We start from the raw sequence: 23,220 nt of genomic DNA, 5'->3' as shown, positions 1-23,220 counted from the left end.
TTATACTTTTTTAAAAATTATCTATAATATATTAAGGATTAATTGAAAAATTAAATCTTTAAAAGGTAAATTTCTTATATAATTTAAAGCAATACTTATGAGTAATGTCAAAGTAATGCCTCTTTTCAAAATATAAAGGTCTAATCCTTTTTAGGGTTAGTGTTTCAAACTGGTTATAACGTTAAATGAAAACAGATAGCAAATTTTTGCTATCTGTTTTTTATTTTCTTTCTATTCAATTTCAAAGCTAATTATCTTCATTTTGATTTTTTCAAAATCTATTTCATTTAGCCTATTTCCCCTTAATAATTCTATAAAATAACTTTCTTTTCTTTTTTCTTTTGTTCTTGGATTTACACCTTTTTTATTTAAATCTTCTATTAAGCTATTCTTTACTAAACTACTTAATGTAATTACTGTAAACTCTAACATAATATTTGCACCAAATAATCGTTTTAAGACATTATAACAAATACAATAATTTAATACCGTCAAATAAGAGTTTTTATCTTTAGATAAATTAAAATAATATACTTTTACTACTGTATATTCACTATTTCTATCAGTTCTAATACTTGCTATAAATATATTTTTTCTGGCTAATGTTGCTATATTGCTATTGTAAAGGTAATCTTCTTTGTTTTTTCTATAGCTTAAATTACACTCTTTTTCTAATCCTTTCAAGTTGGCTATTTGATTTTCTCTCTCTACTTTTAATATATTAAAATCACTGTTCAATTCTCCTATATTAACATTCAAACTCTTATCTTCTATTAAATTGTTATAATACGGAGACATATTATTGCATTGATATAATAAATTACAATTTATACTATCAATAAATGATAATAAGGTATCAAAAGATATTCTAATCCCTCTTTTCTTCATACTGGGTATTATAATCCTCAAAATAAATTTCATCCTAACTATACTTTCTACATATCTTTTATTGCTATTAACTACTGTTAGTGATGCAACTTCATTTGATTTTTTTGCATTTGCTAAATACCTAATAGCATATTTTTTAAATAAAATAAATTTACTGCTTGTCCTACTATATTTTATCTTTTTTATAATTTCAGCTCTTTCCAGCTCTGAAATCACTTTCATAACCTCATATTCATCTTTAGCAATCCCTAACGCTACTACTAACTCTACTAATTGCCTTTGCAGTATTATTTTATTAGATAATGTGTTTATTACTCTTAAATATATATCATATTTTATACATGTTACTTGTTTTCTCTCATTTGTAACCATCTTCTATACCCTCTCTGTTTCATATATTTTTATGTCCATAAATTCAATAAATCTTTCTTTTGCTTGTATCTCAGCTTGTCCGTAACTATTTGTTATAATCTCGAAGTATATTTCTACACCTTCCTTTATATATGAACAATCAGTAACTGATATTAATCTATCTTCTATCATTTTATTTACTTCTTTATATTTTTCATAATCATTAACTCTTAAGTCATTTAATCTCTCATGAAATTCTAATTTTAATTCTGTTTCTGTTTTCCACGATGCTCTTTCTTCTTCTGTGAGCGAAAAATATTTATTAGCAATACCAATATCATGATTTATACTTTGAGCAATATAATTGTTTCTTATTCCCCATTCTTTTTCTATAAACTCTCTTCCCTTAGCTGTTAATTTATATCCTTCTATTTGCTCTCCATTATTTTTATTTAGAACCTCTCTTGTTACTAATTCATCTCTTACATAATTAGTTATTCTTTTATCTGCTATAAATGTTTTTAACTGCTCTGTGCTACAGTGTCCACATTTACTAAGACTTGTTAATGCAAGTCTATCTCTATTATAAAAATTTTTAATATATTGTTTACTCAATTAATTACTCCTTTTGTTTTAATCATTATTACATATAGCTTTAGCATATGCTAAAGCTAGTTGCTCCTATGGAGCAACTACCCCTAAAGGGGACGAACTTTTGAAAGCCATTTTTTAGGTTGTCGAAGCAACCGTTAAGAAAAATGAGCTTTGCAGTAGAACCCAATAAGCTAATTTGGAACAAATTTAAGCGTTTGGAGTGATACTCAAAAGTGAGGTCTCCTTTCCACCGTTACCCACTCCTTTTCTACATTTTTCTGCTCTTCGTATTACACTTTATAGTTTCTATTATTGTAGTGTTTTCCTCTTGTTTTTATAACTTTATCACTTATTTTTTTGTAGAATTTCATAAAAAAATGAGCAGATAAATTTATCCACTCAAAATCTAACATTTTATATTAATAAAAAGATATTTTATATTATGTCATAAATTAAAATATCTTTTTAAATCATTTTATTTTTTGATATTCTATGCACTTAAATTAAAAGGATTTTTTATAAAAGATGGTGCTCCTTCTAAATTTTTAGGTATTAGAATTGGGTTTATATTTAATTCAACAAGAATAGCTGTGTATTTTTTAAACTTATATTTACTATATTTACTCTGAGCCTTAGTGACTCCATTATTAGAAATATATTTAATAAACTCTATTGTAGCTTCCTTTTCATTTACATTTAATTCACTACTATTTATTATTTTCTTAGCTTTATAAATAGTATGATAATCCCCCTTAAAAAGAAATACCTCCAAATTCTTTTTCATATTGGAGTATACCCAATTTGATAGACACATAGAAAGTACGTATAATAAGAATTAAGAAGGATGTGTTTATTAAATGGGAAACCAAAGAAGATTTACTAAGGAATATAAAGAAGAAATTATTAAGTTGGTAATAGATCAAGGTAAAAAAGCAACTCATGTTGCAAGAGATATAGGTGTTAGTGAAGCAACTGTTAGAGGGTGGGTTAAAAAATATAAAGAGCATGGAGAAACTGCCTTTCCAGGTAGCGGAAAACTAAGACCAGAAGATGAAAAATTAAGAATATTAAAAAAGAAATTAGCAGATATTCAAGAGGAAAATGAAATACTAAAAAAAGCTATACGCATCTTCACAAAGCCAGAGAAATAAAATATAAATTTATTCTTGATAATAGCTCCGTATTTCGAGTGGAGAAGATGTGTAATATATTAGATATAAAGAGGAGCTCATATTATGCATGGTTAAAAAGACCGCCATCTGAAAGGACAATTAATGATGAAAAGCTCGTTTTAGAAATAAAGAGAGTTCATAAAGAATCTTATGGCACCTATGGTGCTAGACGGATAAAGGCTCAACTTAAGTATTATGGAATAGAATGTGGTAAAAATAAGATTTCTAAATTAATGAAGGAAAATAATATTTCTAGCAAGATTACTAGAAAATACAAAGCTACTACTTATTCAGATCACAATTATGCTGTTGCACCTAATTTGTTAAAACAAGACTTTAACGTAGAAGCACCTAAAAAGGCTTATGTTGGTGATATTACTTATATAGGAACTGAAGAAGGATGGCTATATTTAGCGACTGTAATTGATCTGTTTGATAGAGAAGTTGTTGGTTGGTCAATGGATTCTACTATGACTAGAAAGTTAGTTATAGATGCGTTTAATACTGCTATACTAAAAGAACAGCCAAATGAAGGTTTTATTTTTCACTCTGATAGAGGGGTTCAGTATGCATCTTATGATTATCAGGATTTATTAAGAGAGAATGGATGTATCCAAAGTATGAGTGCTAAAGGATGTTGTTATGATAATGCTTGTGCAGAATCCTTCTTCTCATCTTTAAAGAAGGACTTTCTTTATGGAAGAAAATTTAAAACGAGAGCGGAAGCAAAGCAAGCTGTAGTTGAATATATTGAATTATTTTATAATGCAAAAAGATTACACTCTACCTTAGGGTATAAGTCACCAAGGGAGTATAGAAAAAGTTATTATAATAATTTAAAAGAAGTTGCTTAAAATTTAATTATGTGGTACTTGTATAAAATGCACACTACACTTACAAAAAGTTATAAATATATAAAAAAATAGAAAATTGAGAAATCCTAAGAAAATCAGAAAAAAATCGTATATTCTATATGTCTAATCTACTCAGAACACTCCATATATTTCTTGCAAGTTTCATCCTTTAAATAAGTATTAATATCTTTACTCATATTATAAGCTCTTTTATTGTAATTTAAATGTTGATTTCTCAAAGCAACTTCAAATCTTAGAATATCTTTCTCATATTCTTGTATTGCTTCTTTTTTAAATTTCCTTTCGGCTTCCTTATCATAAACTTTAGATTGAATACTTTTAGAATTAAAATATATAGTTGTATCATATTCATTAAATTTTTTCTTGAATCCGTATTTGTTCAATGTCTTATTATACAAATACAATAATGTTTCTCTATCATTAGGGGATACTTCTATATCTATCCTGTAATCTATCCTTGTTAATATTGTTTCAATACTACCATTGTTAATAATATCTATTTTAAAATTAGTTATTTCATTTTCAATTACTTCAATATCATTATCACTAATTAAACTTTTATTTAATAACTTAATAAAATCTATAGTTAAAAACATAGTATATTCATTCATAAATGTTGCTATATAATTAATTGCTATACCCCTACATTCATATATATTATTTATCTTGGAATATATATTAAATATATTATCTTTATATTTATTTTCTAAAAAAAGTCTTTCATTCTCTCTAAATTTCATGTAAAATTGTGCTGTGTGTATCATATTTTATATCTCCTTTTCACTTCTTGGGAAATCTTAATCCCTTTATTTTCAACGCTTTATAAGCTATTAATCACATATTTTTTTCCCGAGTCAAACATATTTATTATTTCTCTAAATACTATCTAATTTTTAGCTTTACATAATAATACTATCTTTTGTGTTTTTTTATAATATTTTTTATGTAGAAGCTTGTACTATATAAATTAAAACATCTATCTTGTTTATGAATACAACAAAATAGATGTTTTAAAAGTTAATATTTAATTTTTTTTATATAATTTAAAATTTCTTCTTTATCGAATTCATCCTCAATAAAATCTTCTATAAAATCCAGTAATTCATAACTAATCACATTATCAGAATCTATACAACTACCTTCTAACACTATTATATTTGCCCCAAGCCTTCTTCTTAAAGTATCTTTTACAAATTCTACTATAACCTTATCATTGTATTTAATTTCTACTACATAATCAGCATTTCCATCATTAACTATACCGATTATCATTATTTTATTTTTTCTAAGCATTTCAACAATTTTTAGTAGTCTTGTTAAAGAATTGTAATAATCTTTTTCATTATTTGCAATATCTAAAATACATTCTATTCCTTGCTTTACAAGAATATAGTCATTTTTATCTTTTAAAGTATTCATAATATTATTTTCATTATTTTTTATTAATTCCACATCAAAAGCTTCTGCGATTTCATCAATAGAAATTTTTAATGCCTTAGCTAACTTGAATACATTTTCTCCAGATACACCATTTACTTGCCCTTTTTCAATTCTACTAATATATGATGCTGTTATACCTGTCTCTGCTTCAAGCTCTTTAAGCTTAATATTTAATAATTCTCTTTTTGCACTTACTAAATCAGAAAATCTCATTAGTTATCACTCCTTATAATACTGACTATACTTACTATATTAATCTTTTCTTTCTTATAAGTCAATTTTATTTACTTGTTGACTTATAGGAATATTTATATTATTATTGACTTATAGTACAATTTTTATTCATATTTTGATTATGGGAATAAAATATTTTTAAGGAGGAAAATACTTATGGATAATAAAAAGATATTAGAATTAGAAAATGAAATTGATTTATTTAATAAATTAGGATTGGAACATCCTAATGAAAAATATATAAAATCTAAAGAATTCACAAATGTATTAGTTGAAATGATTAAAGATAACTTAAATAATTTAAATGGAGGTACTAATTATGGCTGTTAATACTGAGCAAAATAAAATAAAAAATGTTGTTATATACTGTAGAACCAGTTCTAACTTACAAGCAGATAATTTCTCTATAGATGGTCAAACTTCTGTAATTAAAGAGTATTGCAAAAGAAATAAGTTTAATATTGTCGGAGCATATATAGATGAATGTAAAAGTGGTACAACTACAAAAAATAGACTTGAATACGAAAAAATGATTAATGATATAAAAAATAACTGCAAAGAAATTGATGCAATTGTAATATATAAACTTAGTAGAATATCAAGAAATATGGCTGATATGGTTAATATAGTTAGCTTATTAGAGAGTTATAACGTTAACTTAATTAGTGTTGAAGATAATATAGATACCTCATCTCCAATGGGAAAAACTATTTTCTATTTAATTGGTGCTTTTGCTGAAATGGATAGAGAAAATATAGTTTCTAACTGTAAAATGGGGATGAAAGAAAGAGCTACTAAAGGTCTTTGGAATGGTGGGCGAAGTATTGGATATAAATCTAATTCTGAAAAACAATTAGAAATAATAGATAGTGAAGCTGAAATTGTTAGATTAATTTTTGATTTATACGCTAATAAGAATTGGGGGTATAAAAAAATAGCCTGTCATCTTAATGTTAGAGGGTATAAAACAATAAAAGACTCTACTTGGTCAATACAATCTATTAAGCAAATAATAGACAATCCAATTTATATAGGTTTGATACGTTGGGGACAATATGTAGATTGGGCTAAAAAAAGAAGAAAGGGTAAAAAAAATGATTATCAACTAATCAAAGGTGAACATCTCCCAATTATAGATATAAAAACTTGGGAAAAAGCTCAAGCAATACGCCAAGTTAATAAAGATAAATTTACGAAAATTTATGAAGGTGATTTCATCCTAACTGGACTATTAAAATGCCCTCAATGTGGTGCTTCTATGATTTCACATAGAGTAAAAAAACAAAATAGAATTAATGAATTTTATCGTTATTATCAGTGTTCTAATTTTTTCAATAAGGGGACTACTATCTGCAAATCTAATTTGATATACGCTGATATTGCTGAAAAATATGTTTTAGATAGACTTAATGAACTTGTTCAATCTAAAGAAGTTATAAATTGCATTCTTAAGAAAATGAAGAATAATAATGAAAATGAAATAGCTCCTATTAAGAAAAAAATTACTTTATTAGAAAAGGAACTTTTAAAAGTTGAGCTAAAAAGGAAGGAAAATTTACAATTACAATTTGAAGATAAAATCAGCTTTGATACTTTAAATAGCCAACTACTATTTCTTAAAAGTAGGGACAGTAGTTAGCTTTGTGTAAAAACAAAACTAACTACTGTTTTTTTGTATGAACAGATGGTAGTTTTGGAATAATATACTATATAAATTTTAGGAGGAAATATTATGCCAAAGAAAATTGATACCAACTTTGATTACAATGAGGAGGTAAAGAAGTGTAAGACTATTGATGATGTTATGGGGAAAAATGGACTTATACAAAGATTAGTAAAAGATGTTCTTGAAAATATATTAGAAGGAGAAATGGAAGAACATTTAGGTAGAAATAAATATGAAAGAACTGAAACTTTAGATGAAGTAAAAAAGAACTATAGAAATGGTTATAGTACTAAGAACTTAAGGAGTTCCTTCGGTGACGTCGACTTAGACGTACCCCGTGATAGAAATGCTGAATTTGAGCCACAAATTATAAAAAAATATGAAACTGTGTGTACTGAGTTAGATAAAAAGATTATATCTTTATATGCTAAAGGTATGTCAACATCTGATATTCAGGCTGAAATTGAAGACTTATATGGAATAACTATATCACCATCGATGGTATCTAAAATAACTGATAAAGTGCTTGCTAGCGCCGCCGAATGGCAAAATAGAGCATTAGATAAAATATATCCAATAGTTTATTTAGATGCTATGTACTTTAAAGTTAGAAGTAATGGAAAGATAGTTAACAAGGCTGTCTATATATGCTTAGGATACACTATGGAAGGGTATAAAGATATTTTAGGTATATGGGTTGATGAAGCTGAAGGTGCTAAATTCTGGTTAGGAATTTGCAATGATTTAAAAAATAGAGGTGTAAAAGAAATTTTAATTGCTTGTATGGATGGATTAAAAGGGCTTCCACAAGCTATAAAAACAGTATTTCCATCAGTAAATATTCAAACATGTATTGTTCATCAAATAAGAAATTCAATAAAATACATAGCTTCAAAGGATAAAAAAGCATTTATGAAAGATTTGAAGGAGGTTTATAAGGCTACAACAGAGGAACTTGCGTTAGCACAGCTAGATAATTTAAAGGAGAGATGGGGAGATAAATATGGAATAGTAATAGATTCCTGGTATAACAATTGGAGTAATCTTTCAACATTTTTTGACTTCTCTCCAACTATAAGAAAGATGATTTATACTACAAATATCTTAGAAGGTTTTAATCGTCAAATACGTAAATTCACTAAAGTTAGAGTCATATTCCCAACTGATGAATCTTTAAATAAGTGTGTTTACTTAGCAACGATGGAGATACTAGAAAAATGGACTCAGCCTATACATAATTGGGGTGCTACGCTAGCGGAGCTATCAATAATATTTGAAGATCAATTAAAAGATGAATTAGCTTAAAAGCTTGTACTTTTTATAAATTATATGCATACTATTAGATTTTTTTGAAATACTAAAAAAGGTAAAAAGAAACATTATTAGTATTTCTTAAATATAAAAAAATATTACTGGAAATGAAAATTTCCAGTAATATTAAAATAATAAAAATGATAATTACACAGAATTATCTATTCTCTCTAAAAGTAAAGAAGATACTATTACACCTCAACTTAACATCTTAAAAAGTGATTTAAATAGGTTATCATGTTCAGATGCTTTTGATGCAACCACGCTCTTAACTATATTATCAAATTTTAACGATATATTTTATAAATCTACTATTCAACAAAAAAAGACCCTATTAAACTCAATAATAGAAAACATATCTATTATTGATAGTCCTAATATTAAAGAAAGAAACATTAATAAAATTAAATTGTATTTTGAGCCTGTTGATATACAGGCTCAAGACTTAACTAAAAACTTTGCGACTACTTGTGATACGGTTCTCCATATCGGTAGTAAGTGAGGTTTTTTCTCTATATTAAATTATTAAGGTCTATATCATACCCTAACTTCTTCATATCTCGAGCAATATTAAATCTCCAAGCTTTCTGATTATCAAATTCAATATATACTAATCCTGATATATCATTTGGTTTTTCTATATCACCTTTAACTAATGCACATACATTTTTCCTACCTAACTTTCCTATTAAATATCCATGTTCAAATACAACATTTTGCCTTGCTCTATTTTTCATATTATCTTTATCAATTATGCTAGCTCCAATATCACAAGGCGTATATAATACAATTGCAAATCCTACATCTGAGTATTCCTCTATTTTTTCTATTATTGTATTTCCTAAACTAGCTTGGTTTTTAAGTACTATTGGTTCTAACTTAATATCTTTAATAAAACCTATAACTTGTTCAAGAGCTAATTCATCATGTCCATGTACAATAAATATCTTATTCATATTTACATCTATATCATCCGTTATTGATTCAGTTTCTATTACATCCTTTCTATCCTTAATGTAAATATCAACTTCTTCTATATATGACTCTATTTCACTCTCAATCTTAATATGAAGTCTTTTATCACGTACAAATTCATTTGTTTGTATTTTTCTTTGATTTTCTCCATACCACTCTTTCAATTTTCGAAGAAAATATCCTATTTCATCTAAATTATTTCTATTTATTGAAGATTTTAACCCATCACATATATTTTTAATATATGATTCACTACTATAACTATTAATAGTTCCTACTATTCCATCAATATCAAGTTTTAATCTTTTTATAACATTCATACTTTCATTTCCCCCCAGCTAAATATTACTACAAATATTATAATTCATTTTATAAGTTAATACACATAATATTTCTACTGTTTTTCAAATAACAATATCTAAATTTAATACACTTATTCCAACATTTCTTAACATAAAAGAAGAAGGAGCATCCTTTATAGATACTCCTTCTTCTTTACTTATATACTCAACCAAGCTATCATTTATTTTTAGTTTTATTGAGTCTATTTCTCTTGCTTCATTTATAGTTATTTCTGATATTATCATATGAAGTAATTTCTTTTGTTGTTCTCTTGTTGCACTTTCTGTTAGCACTTTACTGAAATTCTCTAGTATGCTCTTTATGAATTCATAAGGTATTTCTTCACTTACATCATCTGAAAGTGTAACTAGCAATGGTTCTTTTTCCTCTTGAAGACTTTTAGCTCTCTTGTTTAGCTCATCTTTTCTCTCCTTGAACTCTTCCTTAGATATTAGCTCTTCTTCATATGCTTCGAAAAGCTTAATTTTCTTCCTATCTATCTTTTCAAGCTCCTTATCTATTCTTTCTAACTCCTTCTTAGCTGGATTTATCTTATTATGTCTTTCTTTATTAACATTCCTTACTATAGTTTCAACCATTTTCTCATTAGAAAGTAATTCTGATAGCTTACTAAATACATACTCATTAGCTTTATCAACTCTGATGGAATTACTGTTACATATAGCCGTTCCCTTATTCTTCCAACTTCCACATGCATAGTATTGTATCCTTTTCTTTGTTCCATCTTTTAGTGTATTAGTAGTTCTCATTATTACCATTCCTGCTCCACACTTAGGACACTTTAGTATTCCTGTTAGTGGATATTCTCCATCGTATATTCTTGCTGGTTTTCCCTTCTTACTTTCCATTATTGCTTGTACTTTATCCCATAATCCTTCATCTATTATAGGTTCATGTATTCCATCCGTTATTATTGGATTTGGATTTATTGCTCTTCTTCTCTTTTCTGACCAGTCCTGTCTAACATTGTATCTTATCTTTCCTATATATACTGGATTAGTTAGAATATCTCTTATAGAACCTACAGAAAAATCATTTCCTTTCTTAGTCTTGTATCCTAACTTATTAAGTTTATTTGTAATTGCCTTATAACCCTTTCCATTAGAATACTCATTAAATATTAATCTCACGGATTCTGCTTCCTTTTCATTAATTATAAGTTGTGTATCTTTTCTTTTCTTGTTTTCTGTACCTTCAATTGGTACGATATCATATCCTAAAACCCTATTTCCTCCCCATCTTCCATCTCTAGCACGTGCTAAGCACCCCATTTTTACATTCTGAGAAATTGTATTTCTCTCTAACTCTGCAACTGCTCCCATCATATGTAATGAGAATTTCCCCATAGGTGTTTCTGTCTCAAATTGCTCTGAATAAGACCTAAACGCTATCCCTCTTCTATTTAAAATATCTATAATTTCTAATAGATTTAACATATCTCTCGCAATTCTGCTTATCTTCCACGTTATTACAATGTTAAATTTTTCCTCCTGCGCATCTTTTAATAATTCTTGCATAGCTGGTCTACATTTTATACTCTTTCCGCTTATACCTCTATCAGAATAGCACTTATAAATTTCATAATTCATTTTCTTACACCATTCTGTTAATAGTCTTTCTTGCTCATCTATACTGTAACCCTCTTCAGCTTGTTCCGACGTAGATACCCTGGAATATATTGCCACTAGATTTTTCTTAGTTCTTTTTGAATCATTCATGAAACTATCAAACTTCATCATTCTATACCTCCACTATTACTTATCATTATCTATCAAATTTATAATATATACTTATCCCATTATTTATAACGGAAAATACCATTACTATTGTCATTTCAATAATAATGATATTTTCAATCATTTAATTAATCTCTCCAAGTGTAGAAGTTACATACTAATTTAAAATTACCTACTTTAACATTACTTAATTTATTCCTTATACTATTTACCATAATTCTAATATGTTCTTGGATTTCACTTACTGTTCTTATGAATGTAGTTTCACCTGTAAAATAATCCATACTAATTTTCTTTTCGGTTATCTTAACATTACTTATACATGAGTTAAATTCCATATGTAATTCATCTAGTGATACTTCTTCTGCAATAGCTTCAATTGGAATTATTATTGTATATGTATCTATTGCCATCTCACTTTCCCCTTTTCCATTTTCATTAATATCCATATCAAAATTTATTAATACCTTTTCTTTAATTGTTTCATTTATCATCTTTATCTTCTCCTTTTGCTCTAAATACTTTCTTCTATTTTCATAATATTTCTTGATTATCTATATATGTACTTAATTTACTATCTAGATTTATTATTGGATTTACTTTCATATATAAAGTTAATTATTATTTCTGATAGTAAATCTATTATTTCATTACTGTTATTATTGGAACTCATTATTTTCTCTCCTTTGTATATGTTTCTTTAATTTCCCGTTTTCCCGTAATCCCGTAGTTTTCCTATAGCTACCTAAAATTTATTAATGTAATTAACTGGATCAGATTTTATTTTATATATAACTATTACTTTTAACGGGATTACGGGTTTTACGGGATTAGATTTAATTAATTATCTATTAAAAATTTATCTAAATACTCTTTAGGTACTTTTAGAATATATGTTGTATCATCTAATTTCTTTGGTAACTCTTCCTTCTCTAATGAATTTTTTCTCAGTTCTTGCTCTTCACTATCGAAAAGTCTGAATCTCTTAGTTGTTCTATCATTTTCAGTATCTAAATAATTAGAGTTTTTCCATTCTTTTACCACTACTTTAGGTTCTCCATACCCTAAATCTCTCAAGTTCTTTTCTAAAACATTCTTTAGAATTGCAACTTCATAGTAATCTTCTTTGAAGTTAATATTTCCCCAACAGATATTATTTTTAATTGATATATTATTTATTTTGAAATTGCCTTTATTCTCAATGATTTTTTGTATTATCTGATTGAATGCCTTTGCTCCAATATCTCTTTCAAGCATGTTTTTCTCTTCATTCTCAACTAAAAACTTAAGTATACTATCTAAGTCTAAATCAATTCTTATCGAATCATTTATTATTTCTCCAGTAACAAGTATTATTGCCAGCTTATTTGCAATCCTATCTCTAAACTTATTTTGGGGAAGTATCTCTTTCAGCTTAGTTATCCATTTATTAAGTAAAGCTTGTACCCCTTCTTCCTTTAAGTACTTTACTTTTCTTACTATTGATTCTGCTCCTACTCCGTAATTATTAAGAATTACTCTCTTTATTTCCTCTGCATTTTCAGCAGATTTAGTCCATTGAATATTCGCAAATTCAATTGCTCTAATTGATAATCCAGCATTTTTATTAGTTCTTTCAAGAATAGATTGCTCTCCTGTAGAAATTATTACGGTTGACCATTCTACTTGTTCTCTTTGTGTAATTGAATCATTTAATCTAGCTTTATCTTTTCCACTCACCATTGAGTAAATCATACTTGTAAAGTCATTTTCCCTACTCATTGATAATTCATCAAAAACTACTGGAATTCCAAAATTACCTCCTAAAGAATTCATTATTGCATTATTTGTACCATTCCAAAGCCTTATAAGCCCCTTATTCTTAGTACTAGGATTACCCATTAGCGAAACTGCTGTCATTACACCAGTTGTTTTACCTTGTGTACTGTTTCCATATATATGTATTAATAAACTTTCCATTTCTCCATCTGTTCTAGCCAACTTCCCAACAACTACCGAAGCCGTTGCCATACAAATTAATGCTTCTAATTGAATATTACCCTTTATGTGTTTTCTATACATATTTACCCAACTTTGCAAATAGCCTTTATGTCGTAAATCATAGTCTGAAATTTCTACATCACATATAGCTATCTCATCTTCATCATTAGTTATTGTCCTATCATGTCTAAAAATAAATTCATCATTAAAATTTATAGCTTTATGCCATCCCACATTTTTGTAAACATTAATACAAGGGGCAGTTTTCACTTGCAAACTCAAAAATTCTGATATTAACTTTCTATTTGCATATGGAATATCAAACCCATTAATAACTTTCTTTGATAATTCATTAGGTAGAATAACGCTCATAGGACACTTAATCTCATTAAAATTATCATCGAACTTATATAATACATTTGTATATACTTCTTGAGTATCGATATTATAAACCTTATCTTTGATATAAACTCCATCAGAAATTTTTTTCTCTTTTATTTCTCCTGATTTCTTGTCAGTATATTTAAAATATATGCCGTGTCGGTCATATCTAAAATTTCCTATTGAAATACTCTCCTCATTTTCTAACCTTTCCTCCAAATTAATATACTTTTTTTGACTTTTAATTCTATCTGTATCTACAATGCTCTGCTCTTCATCAAGCTCCTGTTCCGTTTCTAAATCATCATATTTTATTATAGGTTTTTTATATGTAACTTTGGGTGCTGGTCTTCTTTGTCTTAATCTTGCTACATCTGACACTTCTATCTCTCCTTTTTATATAAGATGACTTAGAAAAAAACTAAGCCATCTTATAATTAATAAAACTTTCTTTCTACTATATTTGCATAAACATTTCCCTTATCATCAGCATTATGCTTAATAGCTAATACACATTTCTTACCTATTAGTTCTTCAATATTTATCTCATCAGGAATATCACCTTTGTACACATCATTTAAGAATTTGAAACATTTAGAGTTTTTTGCTTGAGATATCATTATATTTTCCTTTTTTGTTTGCTTTGTGGTATCATCATCAAGCTCATATGTTACTTCAAGAAAATCTCTAAACCCCCAATCTGTTTTCTTATCTCTTAAATAAATTATTCTTTGTATTATTGATTCATAATTGCCTTCATTTAAATTAGGCATAGTTTTAGTTGTTCCTAATATTCCTTTATTGTCTCTAAAAATCATTTATAATTTCCTCCTTTTACTTACACCAATTATCACTTATTGAAACATCAACAATAATTGGGATATCATTAATAATTTTTTTCATTCCATTAATCATGCAACATTTCAAAATATCTTTTGCTTCCATTGCTTCCTCTTCTGCTACCTCTATAACAACCTCATCATGAACTACAGCTACTAACTTCCAAGAACTCTTCATATTACATACAAGTAATGCTAAAGCTTCTTTTAATCCCTCTGCTGCTGACCCTTGAATTGGAAGATTTAATCTTTGAGTCATTGACAAAGCACTCCCTTCCCAATATCTTCCTCCTAAACTCATGATTCCATTTGCTCTTAGTAATTTATCTTGAAGCTCTTTTACCTTTGGATACCCTTTAAGAAACTCAACTCTATATTTCTCTGCTTCTTCTAACGATATATGTATACCAAATTTTCTTAGATTTTTTTGGATACCATAAGCTGTAATTCCATAGCATATACCAAAATTAAGACTCTTTCCTACTTGCCTTTCTTCCTTAGTAACTTCTTCTATAGGTTTATTGAAAACTAAACTAGCTGTACCTGCATGGAGATCAACACCCTCATTAAAGTAACTAATTAAAGTTTCATCTCTAGAAATATTTGCAAGAACTCTAAGCTCCACTTGTGAATAATCAGCACATATTAGCTTATTTCCTTTTTCTGCAACAAAGAATTCTCTACTACTACTAGGCATAGCTTGAAGTGGAGGATTTTTACAAGACATTCTTCCAGAAGTAGCTCCTATTAGCCACCATGAGCCTCTAATTCTTCCATCCTTACTTAAAAACGTTTTCATTTTGTCGCCATAAGTCCTTATCTTAGTCTTTAACTTTCTGTACTTTCTTATAAGCTTGACCACTTCATGGTCATCTGAGTATTTAGCTAATTCATCATCAGAAGTTGAGTGTAGTTTAATTCCATAAGTATATAGAGCTTCAACTAATTGCTTTGGCGAATTTAGATTTAATTCCGATAAATTTAGAATATCATTTATCTCTTTCTCAATCTCATCACAAAGTTGTCTATCGTAATCCAACACTCTATCCCATTGCTCAAAATTCATCTTTATACCATTAAGTTCAAGCATTACTATAGAAGGTAAAGCCTTTCTTTCTCTTTCATAAGCTTCTAATAGATTTTTCTTAACTAATTCATTTAAAAGCCTATAGTATAACAATCTTGTGTTACTAACATCCTGAATAGCATAATCAATATGCTCTTGAGTTAATTTATCAACACTCCAATTGTCACTATGTTGTATAGATTTATCTATAGCTATTCCTAGGTACTTATTACATAGAGCTTTAAGACTTAATTCTTTTTCACCTAATACCTGTGCCATTACTAAAGTACAAGAATAATTATTTACCTCATACCCATTATGTATGAAGAATTCGACATCAAACTTAGCATTATGAAAAACTTTAAGGATATCCTTATCCTTTAGAACTTCTCTTAATTCATCATCTACTAAAGTTTTAGTAACTGCTTCACTATTACCATAAGAAAAAGCTATTACTCTTATCACACCTTTCATAAAGCATATTGAACTAGTTTCAATGTCCATAAAGACAACTTTTAATTTTGCCATAAGATTTCTCTCCTTAGATGCTTATTATTAAATTTTTAAAGAACAAGTTATTCTTAACAACTCAAAAACATTTATTTTTTTTATTTGGTTGCTATGTGTATATATTACTATGACAATTCAATATAAAAAATGGTAAAAAAAATCATAAGAACAAAAAAAGTTAACATTTACTTTTTTCTATTCTTATGATATAATTAAGTTTTTTATTTGTTAATATGGTAGAATAAGACTATCTTCTATTCTTTTATCAATCTCCAATCTTTGTGTTTTTAAGTAATTCTTTATTTCATTCATTTTTTCCACTTTTTCTTTATATGGATATCCATGTATCGACATTTTTATCCTTTCAACTTCCGATTCAAATTCATTTAAAATTTCATTATATTGCTCCGCTCTCACCTCCATTAACTTATACTCCATAAAATTACCTATTTCTTCACCCTTATGAAATTCTGATAAAACTTTAAAAACTGTAATCATCTCTTCGGTAGTAAAATCCTTTTTTGCATATGGTATAAATATTCTATCTTCTTCCTTTTGACTGCTTTCTATTATCCTACAATATCTTCCCATTAATGCTTTTATATCTTGGTCTATATAAATTAGTTTATATGCCCTAATATACTTATCTATATTTTTATCTGTAATGATATTGCTTCCAAATAAAGTGTCTAATATTTTTTTTATTCTTCTCCCTAATTCATATTCACTCTCCCAGGTATAATGTTTATCATCTACTCCAGTTACTTTTTCTACCAACTCTTTCACTGTATATTTTTTCATTTTTATCCCTACTTTCTATATTCTTTTAAATTTAAAATATTATAATGATTATTATCTAAAAGTTGCTTAAATAAAAAATTAAAACACTTAGACAATTATACATTAAAATAAAAAAAGAGGTTACCCTCTTTTTTAATCTAATCTTCTTATTTTCCCATCTGAATATACTCTATAAGCATCATTTAATTCATCTAACTCTATTATGTAAACTCCTACAGTATAATATTTTCTTCCCCCTTCATCATATTGTGGTATTTCATCAACTTCTACTCTAAGTGTATCTAAACCAGTTCTAAGACTATAATCTTCTGCATACTCAATTGCTTTTTCTACAGTAAATTCCTCATCTTGTTTCTTTCTCTCTTCTTCCTTTTCACTCGTTTTTTGTTCATAGTATAAATCTCTAGCTTGATTCTCTAAATACATCATAGTATTCTTATCTTCTTGGCTTAGTTTTTGCCAATCTGGAGTCTCCTTACTTAACTCCATAGCTTCCTCATAGCTACCTTTATCAATTAGTCCTTGTACTTCCTCAATTTTTTCTTTAAAGTTTTCTCTAGTATTTTTTACATCTGATAATTCTTCTTTTAAATTATCTATTTTTTCTCTTGTTGGCTCATAGTCTTTATAGCTCTTATCAATTTTATCTAACATTTCCTCTGCCCAATCTATATTATCATATAAATTAAATTTATTAGAAACTTGCTCATATCCATAAGCTATACTCCATAATTTTTTAAACTCTCTATTGTTAGTTTCTCCAGCTTTAGCTCTAAGTACATATTCAGCTTCACTTATCTCTCCATTATTTAAATATTCTTTAGCTTTATTTATAATAACTTTTACTTCATTATTAGATTTACCTATTGACCCTATTGCTATGAAAGCTACTATTGCTACTATTCCTATTATTATCTTATTGCCCCTCTTCAATTTTTGTATCTCCTTCACCCTTTTTAGATTTAAATTTTTGATAAATAAATATTACAGCAGCAATTACTGCTCCTACTTTTATTAAAAACCATAATACTGAAAAGAATCCTAATATTATTCCAGAAAACCAATTGGTTATAAATGCTCCTACAACACAACATACTAGCCATTCTCCAACCATTGCACCAAATCCTAAATACCATATTTCAAATATGGTATTTATCAATGCAAATATTCCTGTTCCTATTATTATTGTTGCTATTACTGCAATAGCTGTAGTTATTCCTCCCGCATCAAAAATATTCATTATTTTTCTTCTCCTCTCACACTTTTGTTTATTCCATTTTTATTTATTACTTTTTGTAACCAATTACATGTGTATCCTAATTTTCTTGCTATCTGCTTTAAGTTCTTTCCATCATAGTTCTTATTTAAATAATCAATTATATATTTATCTGAATATAATCTCATTGGGAATGTTATTTGTTGTCCCTTATAATTTTCATATACTTTTAGAGTTATATCGTGCCCTAAAACTTCAACCATATCTTTATAGATACCTCTGTAATTTTCACTTTTTTTACTCATATATTCTTTTTCAATCATCTCCTTTTCTTTCACATTAAATATTACCTCCTTTCAAAAGTTTTCATAATATTGAAAAGATAAGTGATTTTTCCTTGTAAAATCACCTATTTAATATAAAAAGAGTTAATGCTTCTTTTATTAGAAACATTAACTCTTTATCAGATTTATAATATATATTTGACTACATCAGTTAAAACAGTTGATTTACTATTTCTTTGTTGTTTTTATTTTGAGTGTTATTATTTATTCTCATTTTATAAAATCTCTGTTTTCTGATGTGTTAACATTGCTTTTTAGACGTACTTAGATTGATTGTAGTTACAGTTTTTCTATTTACCCTACGTTCAAGATAAATTACATCTTTACTTAGACTTCTTCTATTCTTTCTCATCAATCTTATTCTCACTGAAAATATCGTCACTATCGTTACATCGACACTACTATTACAACGATATTTTCTAGTAGTTTATTATTGTTATAAAAAAATTAGCTTATTGTTATAATATCATCACAATTAATTTGTTATTCTTATTAATTGTGATGATACCTTATTTCATACTACTTCTTAGTTGTTGCTTCTATTGAAGTTGCCACAACTGTTAATACTGTTCCAAGCACCTTTATTACTGTTACTATATCCATGACTTTCTCCTCCTTATCATCAATATTCCCAAGGAAATAATATAATACTTCCTTCAACTCCGTTATCTATTACATATAACTTAATCTCATCATCTATCTGAATATCTTCTAGCTCTATTTCATATGTGCATGAATATTCAGGAACTTCTTGACTTTGATTTATTACAATCTTATTTCCTTCTTTTCTTATCTTGAAAATCTGTAAGTAATCCAGTTCAACATTTCCTTCATCTTTTAGCTTATCAAGCATAGACCATATCATTAGTTGCAACCTTATATCTACTTCCTCATTTACTCCTCTAGTTACATATCTATTATCTTTCTTGAACATCTCTCTTTATCTCCTTATTATTGGTTTCTCAATCTTTATCTAAAAAAGTAAAAAGGCTATATCTTATTAACTAAGATATAACCTCTTAACAATCTATTTCAGAATATAAATATTTATTATATTCATCTTCATATATGGTTTCTGGAGCAAGTCCTAATAGCTCTTCAATATTACTTCCTCTAATTAAGTCATCTATTACATTTTCTTTACTTGTTTGCTCTATCCAATATTCAACTAGTGAGTCCTTATCTATTAAGGAATCAACATATATTGCATCATCAAGTAGTTCATCTAATAACCTTCTTGCAACATCTTTTAGATTAGCTGAACTTTTATAAATTATGCTATAATCATCAATCATTACATAACCTTGTTCATCTAACTCATTACACCAATTTATAACATGACCTATTGATAATTCTTCTAATCCATTACTTTTTAGATTTTGGTACATAGAAATTATCCTGTCATCAACTTCATTTTCTCCAATTTCTTTTGCTAACTTTACTGACATGCTCCAATCATTTAGGAATTCCTCTTTTAGCTCTTTATCACTTATGCTGTTTATTAATTTTTCTACATTTCTTATTTCTTCTGTTGCTATACCCTTGTATTTATCTAATACCTTCTTAATTTCTCTTATTATATACTGCTGAATTACTGAAGAAACTTCTTCATTAACAGCAATAAACACATTATCTTTATTAAACATTTATACGCTCTCCTTCTATAATTTTATTTAAATATAAAAAGTCTTAATCACTATCTTTATAGCAATTAAGACTTTTAGATTTTATTTATTTCCTGTTTTAACATTTCAATGAATCCTTCTGAAAACACTTTTCTACTTATTGACTCTTTTATTAGCTCTATTAGTTCTAGCTCTGTTACATCAAGACTTCTTGGAATGTATGTTTCATCACCCCTTCTAGTTGCCTTGTAGACACAGAACCTTACTTCATCTCGCTTTAGTTCTTTGATGTATATTTTCTCTATTGAGTATGTGTACTCTCCTTCTCCAACTTTTCCTTGGCTTATTATCTTGCAGTACTTAGTTTCCTTGATTATCTTTTCTTCACTCTTCTTACTCACATTAATTCTACCTCCTTATCTTATTCTAGTAGGAACTTAGAAAGTTCTTCTGTAGTTACCACTACGATTGAAAAATCACTCGAAAGCAAAAATAGTGAAGAAGTCCAATTAACTCCTTCACTACATTCAATTACATCTGTATATTCTGGTATTAAATCTTGTAACTTATCTTGTTTCAATACTTCGATATCTACGATATTTTCTGCTATAACTACATATCCACCCAAGTCTGATTCTATATCTCTATCAGCTCCATAGTTTTCATCTAATACACTTATTGTTGCTTTTATACTTTCAATTACTTCTGATGGTATATTGTTTACTTCTAGTAATTGATTTTCTTTATAAATCTTCTTAATCATTAATCCTCCCTAAATATAAAAACTTCTATATGCAATCTAATTACACATAGAAGTTTCTTGTAAGTAATGTCTTTATTCAATATATTATTCTTAATTATAATATATATTTATATTTTACTCAAATTCTTTAATAACTTTAACAATATTATCCACAGTGAATCCATACTTTTCAAACAACATATGACTTGGTGCTGATTCACCAAACTCATCCATAGTTATATATTTACCTCTTAGTCCAATAAATTCACCCCATGATAGTCTTGATCCGGCTTCTATTATTACCCTTTGCTCAATATGACTTGGAATCACATTTTCTTGGTATTCTACTGGTTGATTCTTAAATAATTCCATACAAGGCATACTCACAACTCTAATATTCTTATCTTTAATTTTATTCTTTGCTTCTATAGCTAAAGATACTTCAGATCCTGATGCTATGACTATTACTTCTGGCTCCCCCGAACAATCCTCTATAATATATCCTCCTTTTAAAGCCTCTTTACTTGATCCATTTAACTGAGGAAGATTTTGTCTTGATAATACAAGCGCAGTTGGAGTTGTTTTTGATGTCATTGCAACATACCAACCTGCTTTGGTTTCCATAGCATCACATGGTCTAAACACATTGAAGTTAGGCATAGCACGTAACATAGTAAGTTGCTCTATAGGCTGATGTGTAGGTCCATCTTCTCCAACTCCAATACTATCATGTGTTAAAACATAAATTAATGGTAATTTCATTAATGCTGATAATCTTGCCATAGGCTTAATATAATCACTAAAGACAAAAAAAGTAGAAACATACGTCTTTAACCCACCATACAACATTATTCCATTCCCAATTGCCGCCATAGCTTGTTCTCTTACACCATAGTGAATATTCCTTCCCGCATAATTTGAGGCATTAAAATCTCCCATTCCATCAAGATATGTTTTAGTAGATGGTGCTAAATCTGCTGCTCCACCTATTAAATTAGGGAATAAATCTTTAAGCTCATTCAGTACAACTCCAGAAGTATTTCTTGTGGCCTCTAAATTATTTGTAGTTTTCCAATAATCTTTATTATTTAATACCCCTTTATAATCACATTCAAAATATTGATTCCATAAACATTTCATATCAGGATATTTATCTAAATAATCATTAAACATTTTCTCCCATTTATTATAAAGAATATTATTTCTTTCTCTAGAACTATTACAATGATCATATATCTCTTTATCTACTTGAAATGATTTATTTACATCCAATCCTAGATTAATCTTTAATTCTTTTATATTCTCCTTACCTAACGGTTCTCCATGTGCAGAAGCCTTTCCTTCTTTTTTAGGACATCCCTTTCCAATAACTGTTTTAACTTCAATAAAAGAAGGTTTTTCTATAGATTCCTTTGCTAGATTCATTACTCTTAATAACTCGTTCAAGTCATCTCCATCTTCTACTGTATAGACATTAAATCCTAATGATTTCATTTTCATTTGAATATCTTCAGTAAATGCAATATCAATATTCCCCTCTATTGAAATATTGTTTGAATCATATAATACAATTAATTTATTTAATTTTAATGTTCCAGCTAAAGAAAATGCCTCTGAAGTAATTCCTTCCATCATGCATCCATCTCCACCTAAAACATAAGTATAATTATCGAATATACTATATTCAGGCTTATTAAAAACCTCTGCAAGATGTTTTTGTGCAATTGCCATTCCCACAGCCATTGCCATACCTTGTCCAAGTGGCCCTGTTGTTGCTTCTACACCTTGAGTATGCCCATATTCTGGATGACCTGGTGTCTTAGAGTCCTTTTGTCTAAATTCCTTTAAATCATCCATTTCTAATGGATATCCATACAAATGTAGTAAACTATAAAGCAAACTAGATCCATGTCCGCCTGAAAGTATAAACCTATCTCTATTTGGCCAACTCTTATAATCGCTAGTATGATTCATAACTTTTTGCCACAATGTATATGTCATTGCCGCTGAACCTAAAGGTAATCCTGGATGCCCAGAGCCTGCTTTCTCTACTATATCAGCGCATAATCCTCTTATTGTACTTACAACTCGTCTATCTATATATTCCATAA

The 23,220-nt window shown here is 27.8% G+C and carries 25 protein-coding genes; 4 read left to right on the top strand and 21 right to left on the bottom strand.

From position 1 onward, the window contains the following. Positions 1-231 precede the first annotated feature (231 nt). The 3 genes from ACYQ1T_RS06655 to ACYQ1T_RS06645 form a co-directional block, all read right to left on the bottom strand. The gene (locus ACYQ1T_RS06655) at positions 232-1,260 is read right to left on the bottom strand and encodes a hypothetical protein (protein WP_459833162.1); all 1,029 of its coding nucleotides are present in this window, start codon (positions 1,258-1,260) and stop codon (positions 232-234) included. A gap of 3 nt (positions 1,261-1,263) precedes the next feature. Next, entirely contained in the window at positions 1,264-1,854 is a 591-nt protein-coding gene (locus ACYQ1T_RS06650) for a hypothetical protein (RefSeq protein WP_459833160.1), read from the bottom strand. Positions 1,855-2,323: 469 nt separating this feature from the next. Further along, on the bottom strand, positions 2,324-2,617 hold the full coding sequence (locus ACYQ1T_RS06645; protein WP_459833158.1) for a hypothetical protein: 294 nt from the start codon (positions 2,615-2,617) through the stop codon (positions 2,324-2,326). A gap of 73 nt (positions 2,618-2,690) precedes the next feature. Between ACYQ1T_RS06645 and ACYQ1T_RS06640 the strand changes: the two genes are divergently transcribed. Continuing rightward, positions 2,691-3,859, top strand: a protein-coding gene (locus ACYQ1T_RS06640) for an IS3 family transposase (RefSeq protein ID WP_459830674.1) whose coding sequence is annotated in 2 segments (ribosomal slippage) — positions 2,691-2,955 and positions 2,955-3,859 — 1,170 coding nt in all. Because the reading frame shifts where the segments join, the coding sequence is not laid out codon by codon here. Between the two features lie 128 nt (positions 3,860-3,987). Here the strand turns inward: ACYQ1T_RS06640 and ACYQ1T_RS06635 are convergent. Further along, positions 3,988-4,644 (bottom strand): phage/plasmid replication domain-containing protein, encoded by a 657-nt coding sequence (locus ACYQ1T_RS06635; protein WP_459833155.1) that lies wholly within the window; start codon positions 4,642-4,644, stop codon positions 3,988-3,990. Between the two features lie 253 nt (positions 4,645-4,897). Further along, on the bottom strand, positions 4,898-5,533 hold the full coding sequence (locus tag ACYQ1T_RS06630) for a helix-turn-helix domain-containing protein (protein ID WP_459833153.1): 636 nt from the start codon (positions 5,531-5,533) through the stop codon (positions 4,898-4,900). A 177-nt stretch (positions 5,534-5,710) separates the two neighbouring features. On the opposite strand from ACYQ1T_RS06630, the gene ACYQ1T_RS06625 reads away from it, so the two are divergent. The 3 genes from ACYQ1T_RS06625 (at position 5,711) to ACYQ1T_RS06615 (ending at position 8,525) form a co-directional block, all read left to right on the top strand. Then, positions 5,711-5,884 carry a hypothetical protein gene (locus ACYQ1T_RS06625; RefSeq protein ID WP_459833151.1) on the top strand — a complete coding sequence of 58 codons (174 nt, stop codon included), beginning with the start codon at positions 5,711-5,713 and terminating at the stop codon, positions 5,882-5,884. After that, the gene (locus ACYQ1T_RS06620; protein ID WP_459833149.1) at positions 5,874-7,193 is read left to right on the top strand and encodes a recombinase family protein; all 1,320 of its coding nucleotides are present in this window, start codon (positions 5,874-5,876) and stop codon (positions 7,191-7,193) included. The genes ACYQ1T_RS06625 and ACYQ1T_RS06620 overlap by 11 nt, the downstream gene beginning before the upstream one ends. A 93-nt stretch (positions 7,194-7,286) precedes the next feature. Beyond that, the gene (locus tag ACYQ1T_RS06615) at positions 7,287-8,525 is read left to right on the top strand and encodes an IS256 family transposase (protein ID WP_459833147.1); all 1,239 of its coding nucleotides are present in this window, start codon (positions 7,287-7,289) and stop codon (positions 8,523-8,525) included. Positions 8,526-9,043: 518 nt separating this feature from the next. On the opposite strand, the gene ACYQ1T_RS06610 is transcribed toward ACYQ1T_RS06615, so the two are convergent. The 16 genes from ACYQ1T_RS06610 to tkt all read right to left on the bottom strand — a co-directional run bounded on the left by ACYQ1T_RS06610 (position 9,044) and on the right by tkt (position 23,218). Next, positions 9,044-9,826: a TIR domain-containing protein gene (locus tag ACYQ1T_RS06610; protein WP_459833145.1), complete on the bottom strand. Its 783-nt coding sequence runs from the start codon at positions 9,824-9,826 to the stop codon at positions 9,044-9,046. Between the two features lie 84 nt (positions 9,827-9,910). Further along, a complete protein-coding gene (locus ACYQ1T_RS06605; protein ID WP_459836478.1) occupies positions 9,911-11,605 on the bottom strand; it encodes a recombinase family protein in 1,695 nt (564 codons plus the stop codon). A 128-nt stretch (positions 11,606-11,733) separates the two neighbouring features. Then, on the bottom strand, positions 11,734-12,099 hold the full coding sequence (locus ACYQ1T_RS06600; RefSeq protein ID WP_459833143.1) for a hypothetical protein: 366 nt from the start codon (positions 12,097-12,099) through the stop codon (positions 11,734-11,736). 346 nt (positions 12,100-12,445) lie between these two features. Further along, a complete protein-coding gene (locus ACYQ1T_RS06595) occupies positions 12,446-14,347 on the bottom strand; it encodes a DUF927 domain-containing protein (RefSeq protein WP_459833141.1) in 1,902 nt (633 codons plus the stop codon). A 56-nt stretch (positions 14,348-14,403) separates the two neighbouring features. Next, positions 14,404-14,784: a hypothetical protein gene (locus ACYQ1T_RS06590; protein WP_459833138.1), complete on the bottom strand. Its 381-nt coding sequence runs from the start codon at positions 14,782-14,784 to the stop codon at positions 14,404-14,406. A 16-nt stretch (positions 14,785-14,800) separates the two neighbouring features. Then, on the bottom strand, positions 14,801-16,399 hold the full coding sequence (locus ACYQ1T_RS06585; protein ID WP_459833136.1) for a DNA polymerase: 1,599 nt from the start codon (positions 16,397-16,399) through the stop codon (positions 14,801-14,803). Between the two features lie 210 nt (positions 16,400-16,609). After that, positions 16,610-17,182 carry a hypothetical protein gene (locus ACYQ1T_RS06580; RefSeq protein ID WP_459833133.1) on the bottom strand — a complete coding sequence of 191 codons (573 nt, stop codon included), beginning with the start codon at positions 17,180-17,182 and terminating at the stop codon, positions 16,610-16,612. A gap of 132 nt (positions 17,183-17,314) precedes the next feature. Next, positions 17,315-18,115: a hypothetical protein gene (locus ACYQ1T_RS06575; RefSeq protein WP_459833131.1), complete on the bottom strand. Its 801-nt coding sequence runs from the start codon at positions 18,113-18,115 to the stop codon at positions 17,315-17,317. Further along, positions 18,099-18,422, bottom strand: a complete 324-nt coding sequence (locus tag ACYQ1T_RS06570; protein WP_459833129.1) for a hypothetical protein — start codon at positions 18,420-18,422, stop codon at positions 18,099-18,101. The genes ACYQ1T_RS06575 and ACYQ1T_RS06570 overlap by 17 nt, the downstream gene beginning before the upstream one ends. Beyond that, positions 18,422-18,736, bottom strand: coding sequence for a Mor transcription activator family protein (locus tag ACYQ1T_RS06565; protein ID WP_459833127.1), 315 nt, complete (start codon positions 18,734-18,736; stop codon positions 18,422-18,424). The genes ACYQ1T_RS06570 and ACYQ1T_RS06565 overlap by 1 nt, the downstream gene beginning before the upstream one ends. Positions 18,737-19,261: 525 nt before the next feature. Continuing rightward, positions 19,262-19,402 (bottom strand): hypothetical protein, encoded by a 141-nt coding sequence (locus ACYQ1T_RS06560; RefSeq protein ID WP_459833124.1) that lies wholly within the window; start codon positions 19,400-19,402, stop codon positions 19,262-19,264. Next, positions 19,365-19,676 carry a DUF960 family protein gene (locus ACYQ1T_RS06555; protein ID WP_459833122.1) on the bottom strand — a complete coding sequence of 104 codons (312 nt, stop codon included), beginning with the start codon at positions 19,674-19,676 and terminating at the stop codon, positions 19,365-19,367. Before ACYQ1T_RS06555 ends, ACYQ1T_RS06560 begins: the two co-directional genes overlap by 38 nt. Before the next feature lie 85 nt (positions 19,677-19,761). After that, positions 19,762-20,388: a hypothetical protein gene (locus tag ACYQ1T_RS06550; RefSeq protein ID WP_459833119.1), complete on the bottom strand. Its 627-nt coding sequence runs from the start codon at positions 20,386-20,388 to the stop codon at positions 19,762-19,764. 74 nt (positions 20,389-20,462) lie between these two features. Then, on the bottom strand, positions 20,463-20,768 hold the full coding sequence (locus ACYQ1T_RS06545; RefSeq protein ID WP_186839315.1) for a hypothetical protein: 306 nt from the start codon (positions 20,766-20,768) through the stop codon (positions 20,463-20,465). A 20-nt stretch (positions 20,769-20,788) separates the two neighbouring features. Beyond that, a complete protein-coding gene (locus ACYQ1T_RS06540) occupies positions 20,789-21,127 on the bottom strand; it encodes a hypothetical protein (RefSeq protein ID WP_459836476.1) in 339 nt (112 codons plus the stop codon). 117 nt (positions 21,128-21,244) lie between these two features. Continuing rightward, a complete protein-coding gene (tkt, locus tag ACYQ1T_RS06535) occupies positions 21,245-23,218 on the bottom strand; it encodes a transketolase (RefSeq protein ID WP_459833116.1) in 1,974 nt (657 codons plus the stop codon). Positions 23,219-23,220 lie beyond the last annotated feature (2 nt).

The sequence above is a fragment of the Clostridium carnis genome (assembly GCF_054657435.1).
This window is presented reverse-complemented; position numbering and strand designations above follow the sequence as displayed.

Excerpts from the sequence above, each read along its gene's own strand:
- ACYQ1T_RS06590 (WP_459833138.1), bottom strand. The coding sequence starts at position 14,784 with ATGATTTTTAGAGACAATAAAGGAATATTAGGAACAACTAAAACTATG.
- ACYQ1T_RS06630 (WP_459833153.1), bottom strand. The coding sequence starts at position 5,533 with ATGAGATTTTCTGATTTAGTAAGTGCAAAAAGAGAATTATTAAATATT.
- ACYQ1T_RS06625 (WP_459833151.1), top strand. The coding sequence starts at position 5,711 with ATGGATAATAAAAAGATATTAGAATTAGAAAATGAAATTGATTTATTT.
- ACYQ1T_RS06585 (WP_459833136.1), bottom strand. The coding sequence starts at position 16,399 with ATGGCAAAATTAAAAGTTGTCTTTATGGACATTGAAACTAGTTCAATA.
- ACYQ1T_RS06645 (WP_459833158.1), bottom strand. The coding sequence starts at position 2,617 with ATGAAAAAGAATTTGGAGGTATTTCTTTTTAAGGGGGATTATCATACT.
- ACYQ1T_RS06620 (WP_459833149.1), top strand. The coding sequence starts at position 5,874 with ATGGCTGTTAATACTGAGCAAAATAAAATAAAAAATGTTGTTATATAC.
- tkt (WP_459833116.1), bottom strand. The coding sequence starts at position 23,218 with ATGGAATATATAGATAGACGAGTTGTAAGTACAATAAGAGGATTATGC.
- ACYQ1T_RS06555 (WP_459833122.1), bottom strand. The coding sequence starts at position 19,676 with ATGTTCAAGAAAGATAATAGATATGTAACTAGAGGAGTAAATGAGGAA.
- ACYQ1T_RS06655 (WP_459833162.1), bottom strand. The coding sequence starts at position 1,260 with ATGGTTACAAATGAGAGAAAACAAGTAACATGTATAAAATATGATATA.
- ACYQ1T_RS06615 (WP_459833147.1), top strand. The coding sequence starts at position 7,287 with ATGCCAAAGAAAATTGATACCAACTTTGATTACAATGAGGAGGTAAAG.
- ACYQ1T_RS06605 (WP_459836478.1), bottom strand. The coding sequence starts at position 11,605 with ATGAAGTTTGATAGTTTCATGAATGATTCAAAAAGAACTAAGAAAAAT.
- ACYQ1T_RS06570 (WP_459833129.1), bottom strand. The coding sequence starts at position 18,422 with ATGAATATTTTTGATGCGGGAGGAATAACTACAGCTATTGCAGTAATA.
- ACYQ1T_RS06635 (WP_459833155.1), bottom strand. The coding sequence starts at position 4,644 with ATGATACACACAGCACAATTTTACATGAAATTTAGAGAGAATGAAAGA.
- ACYQ1T_RS06610 (WP_459833145.1), bottom strand. The coding sequence starts at position 9,826 with ATGAATGTTATAAAAAGATTAAAACTTGATATTGATGGAATAGTAGGA.
- ACYQ1T_RS06580 (WP_459833133.1), bottom strand. The coding sequence starts at position 17,182 with ATGAAAAAATATACAGTGAAAGAGTTGGTAGAAAAAGTAACTGGAGTA.
- ACYQ1T_RS06600 (WP_459833143.1), bottom strand. The coding sequence starts at position 12,099 with ATGATAAATGAAACAATTAAAGAAAAGGTATTAATAAATTTTGATATG.
- ACYQ1T_RS06550 (WP_459833119.1), bottom strand. The coding sequence starts at position 20,388 with ATGTTTAATAAAGATAATGTGTTTATTGCTGTTAATGAAGAAGTTTCT.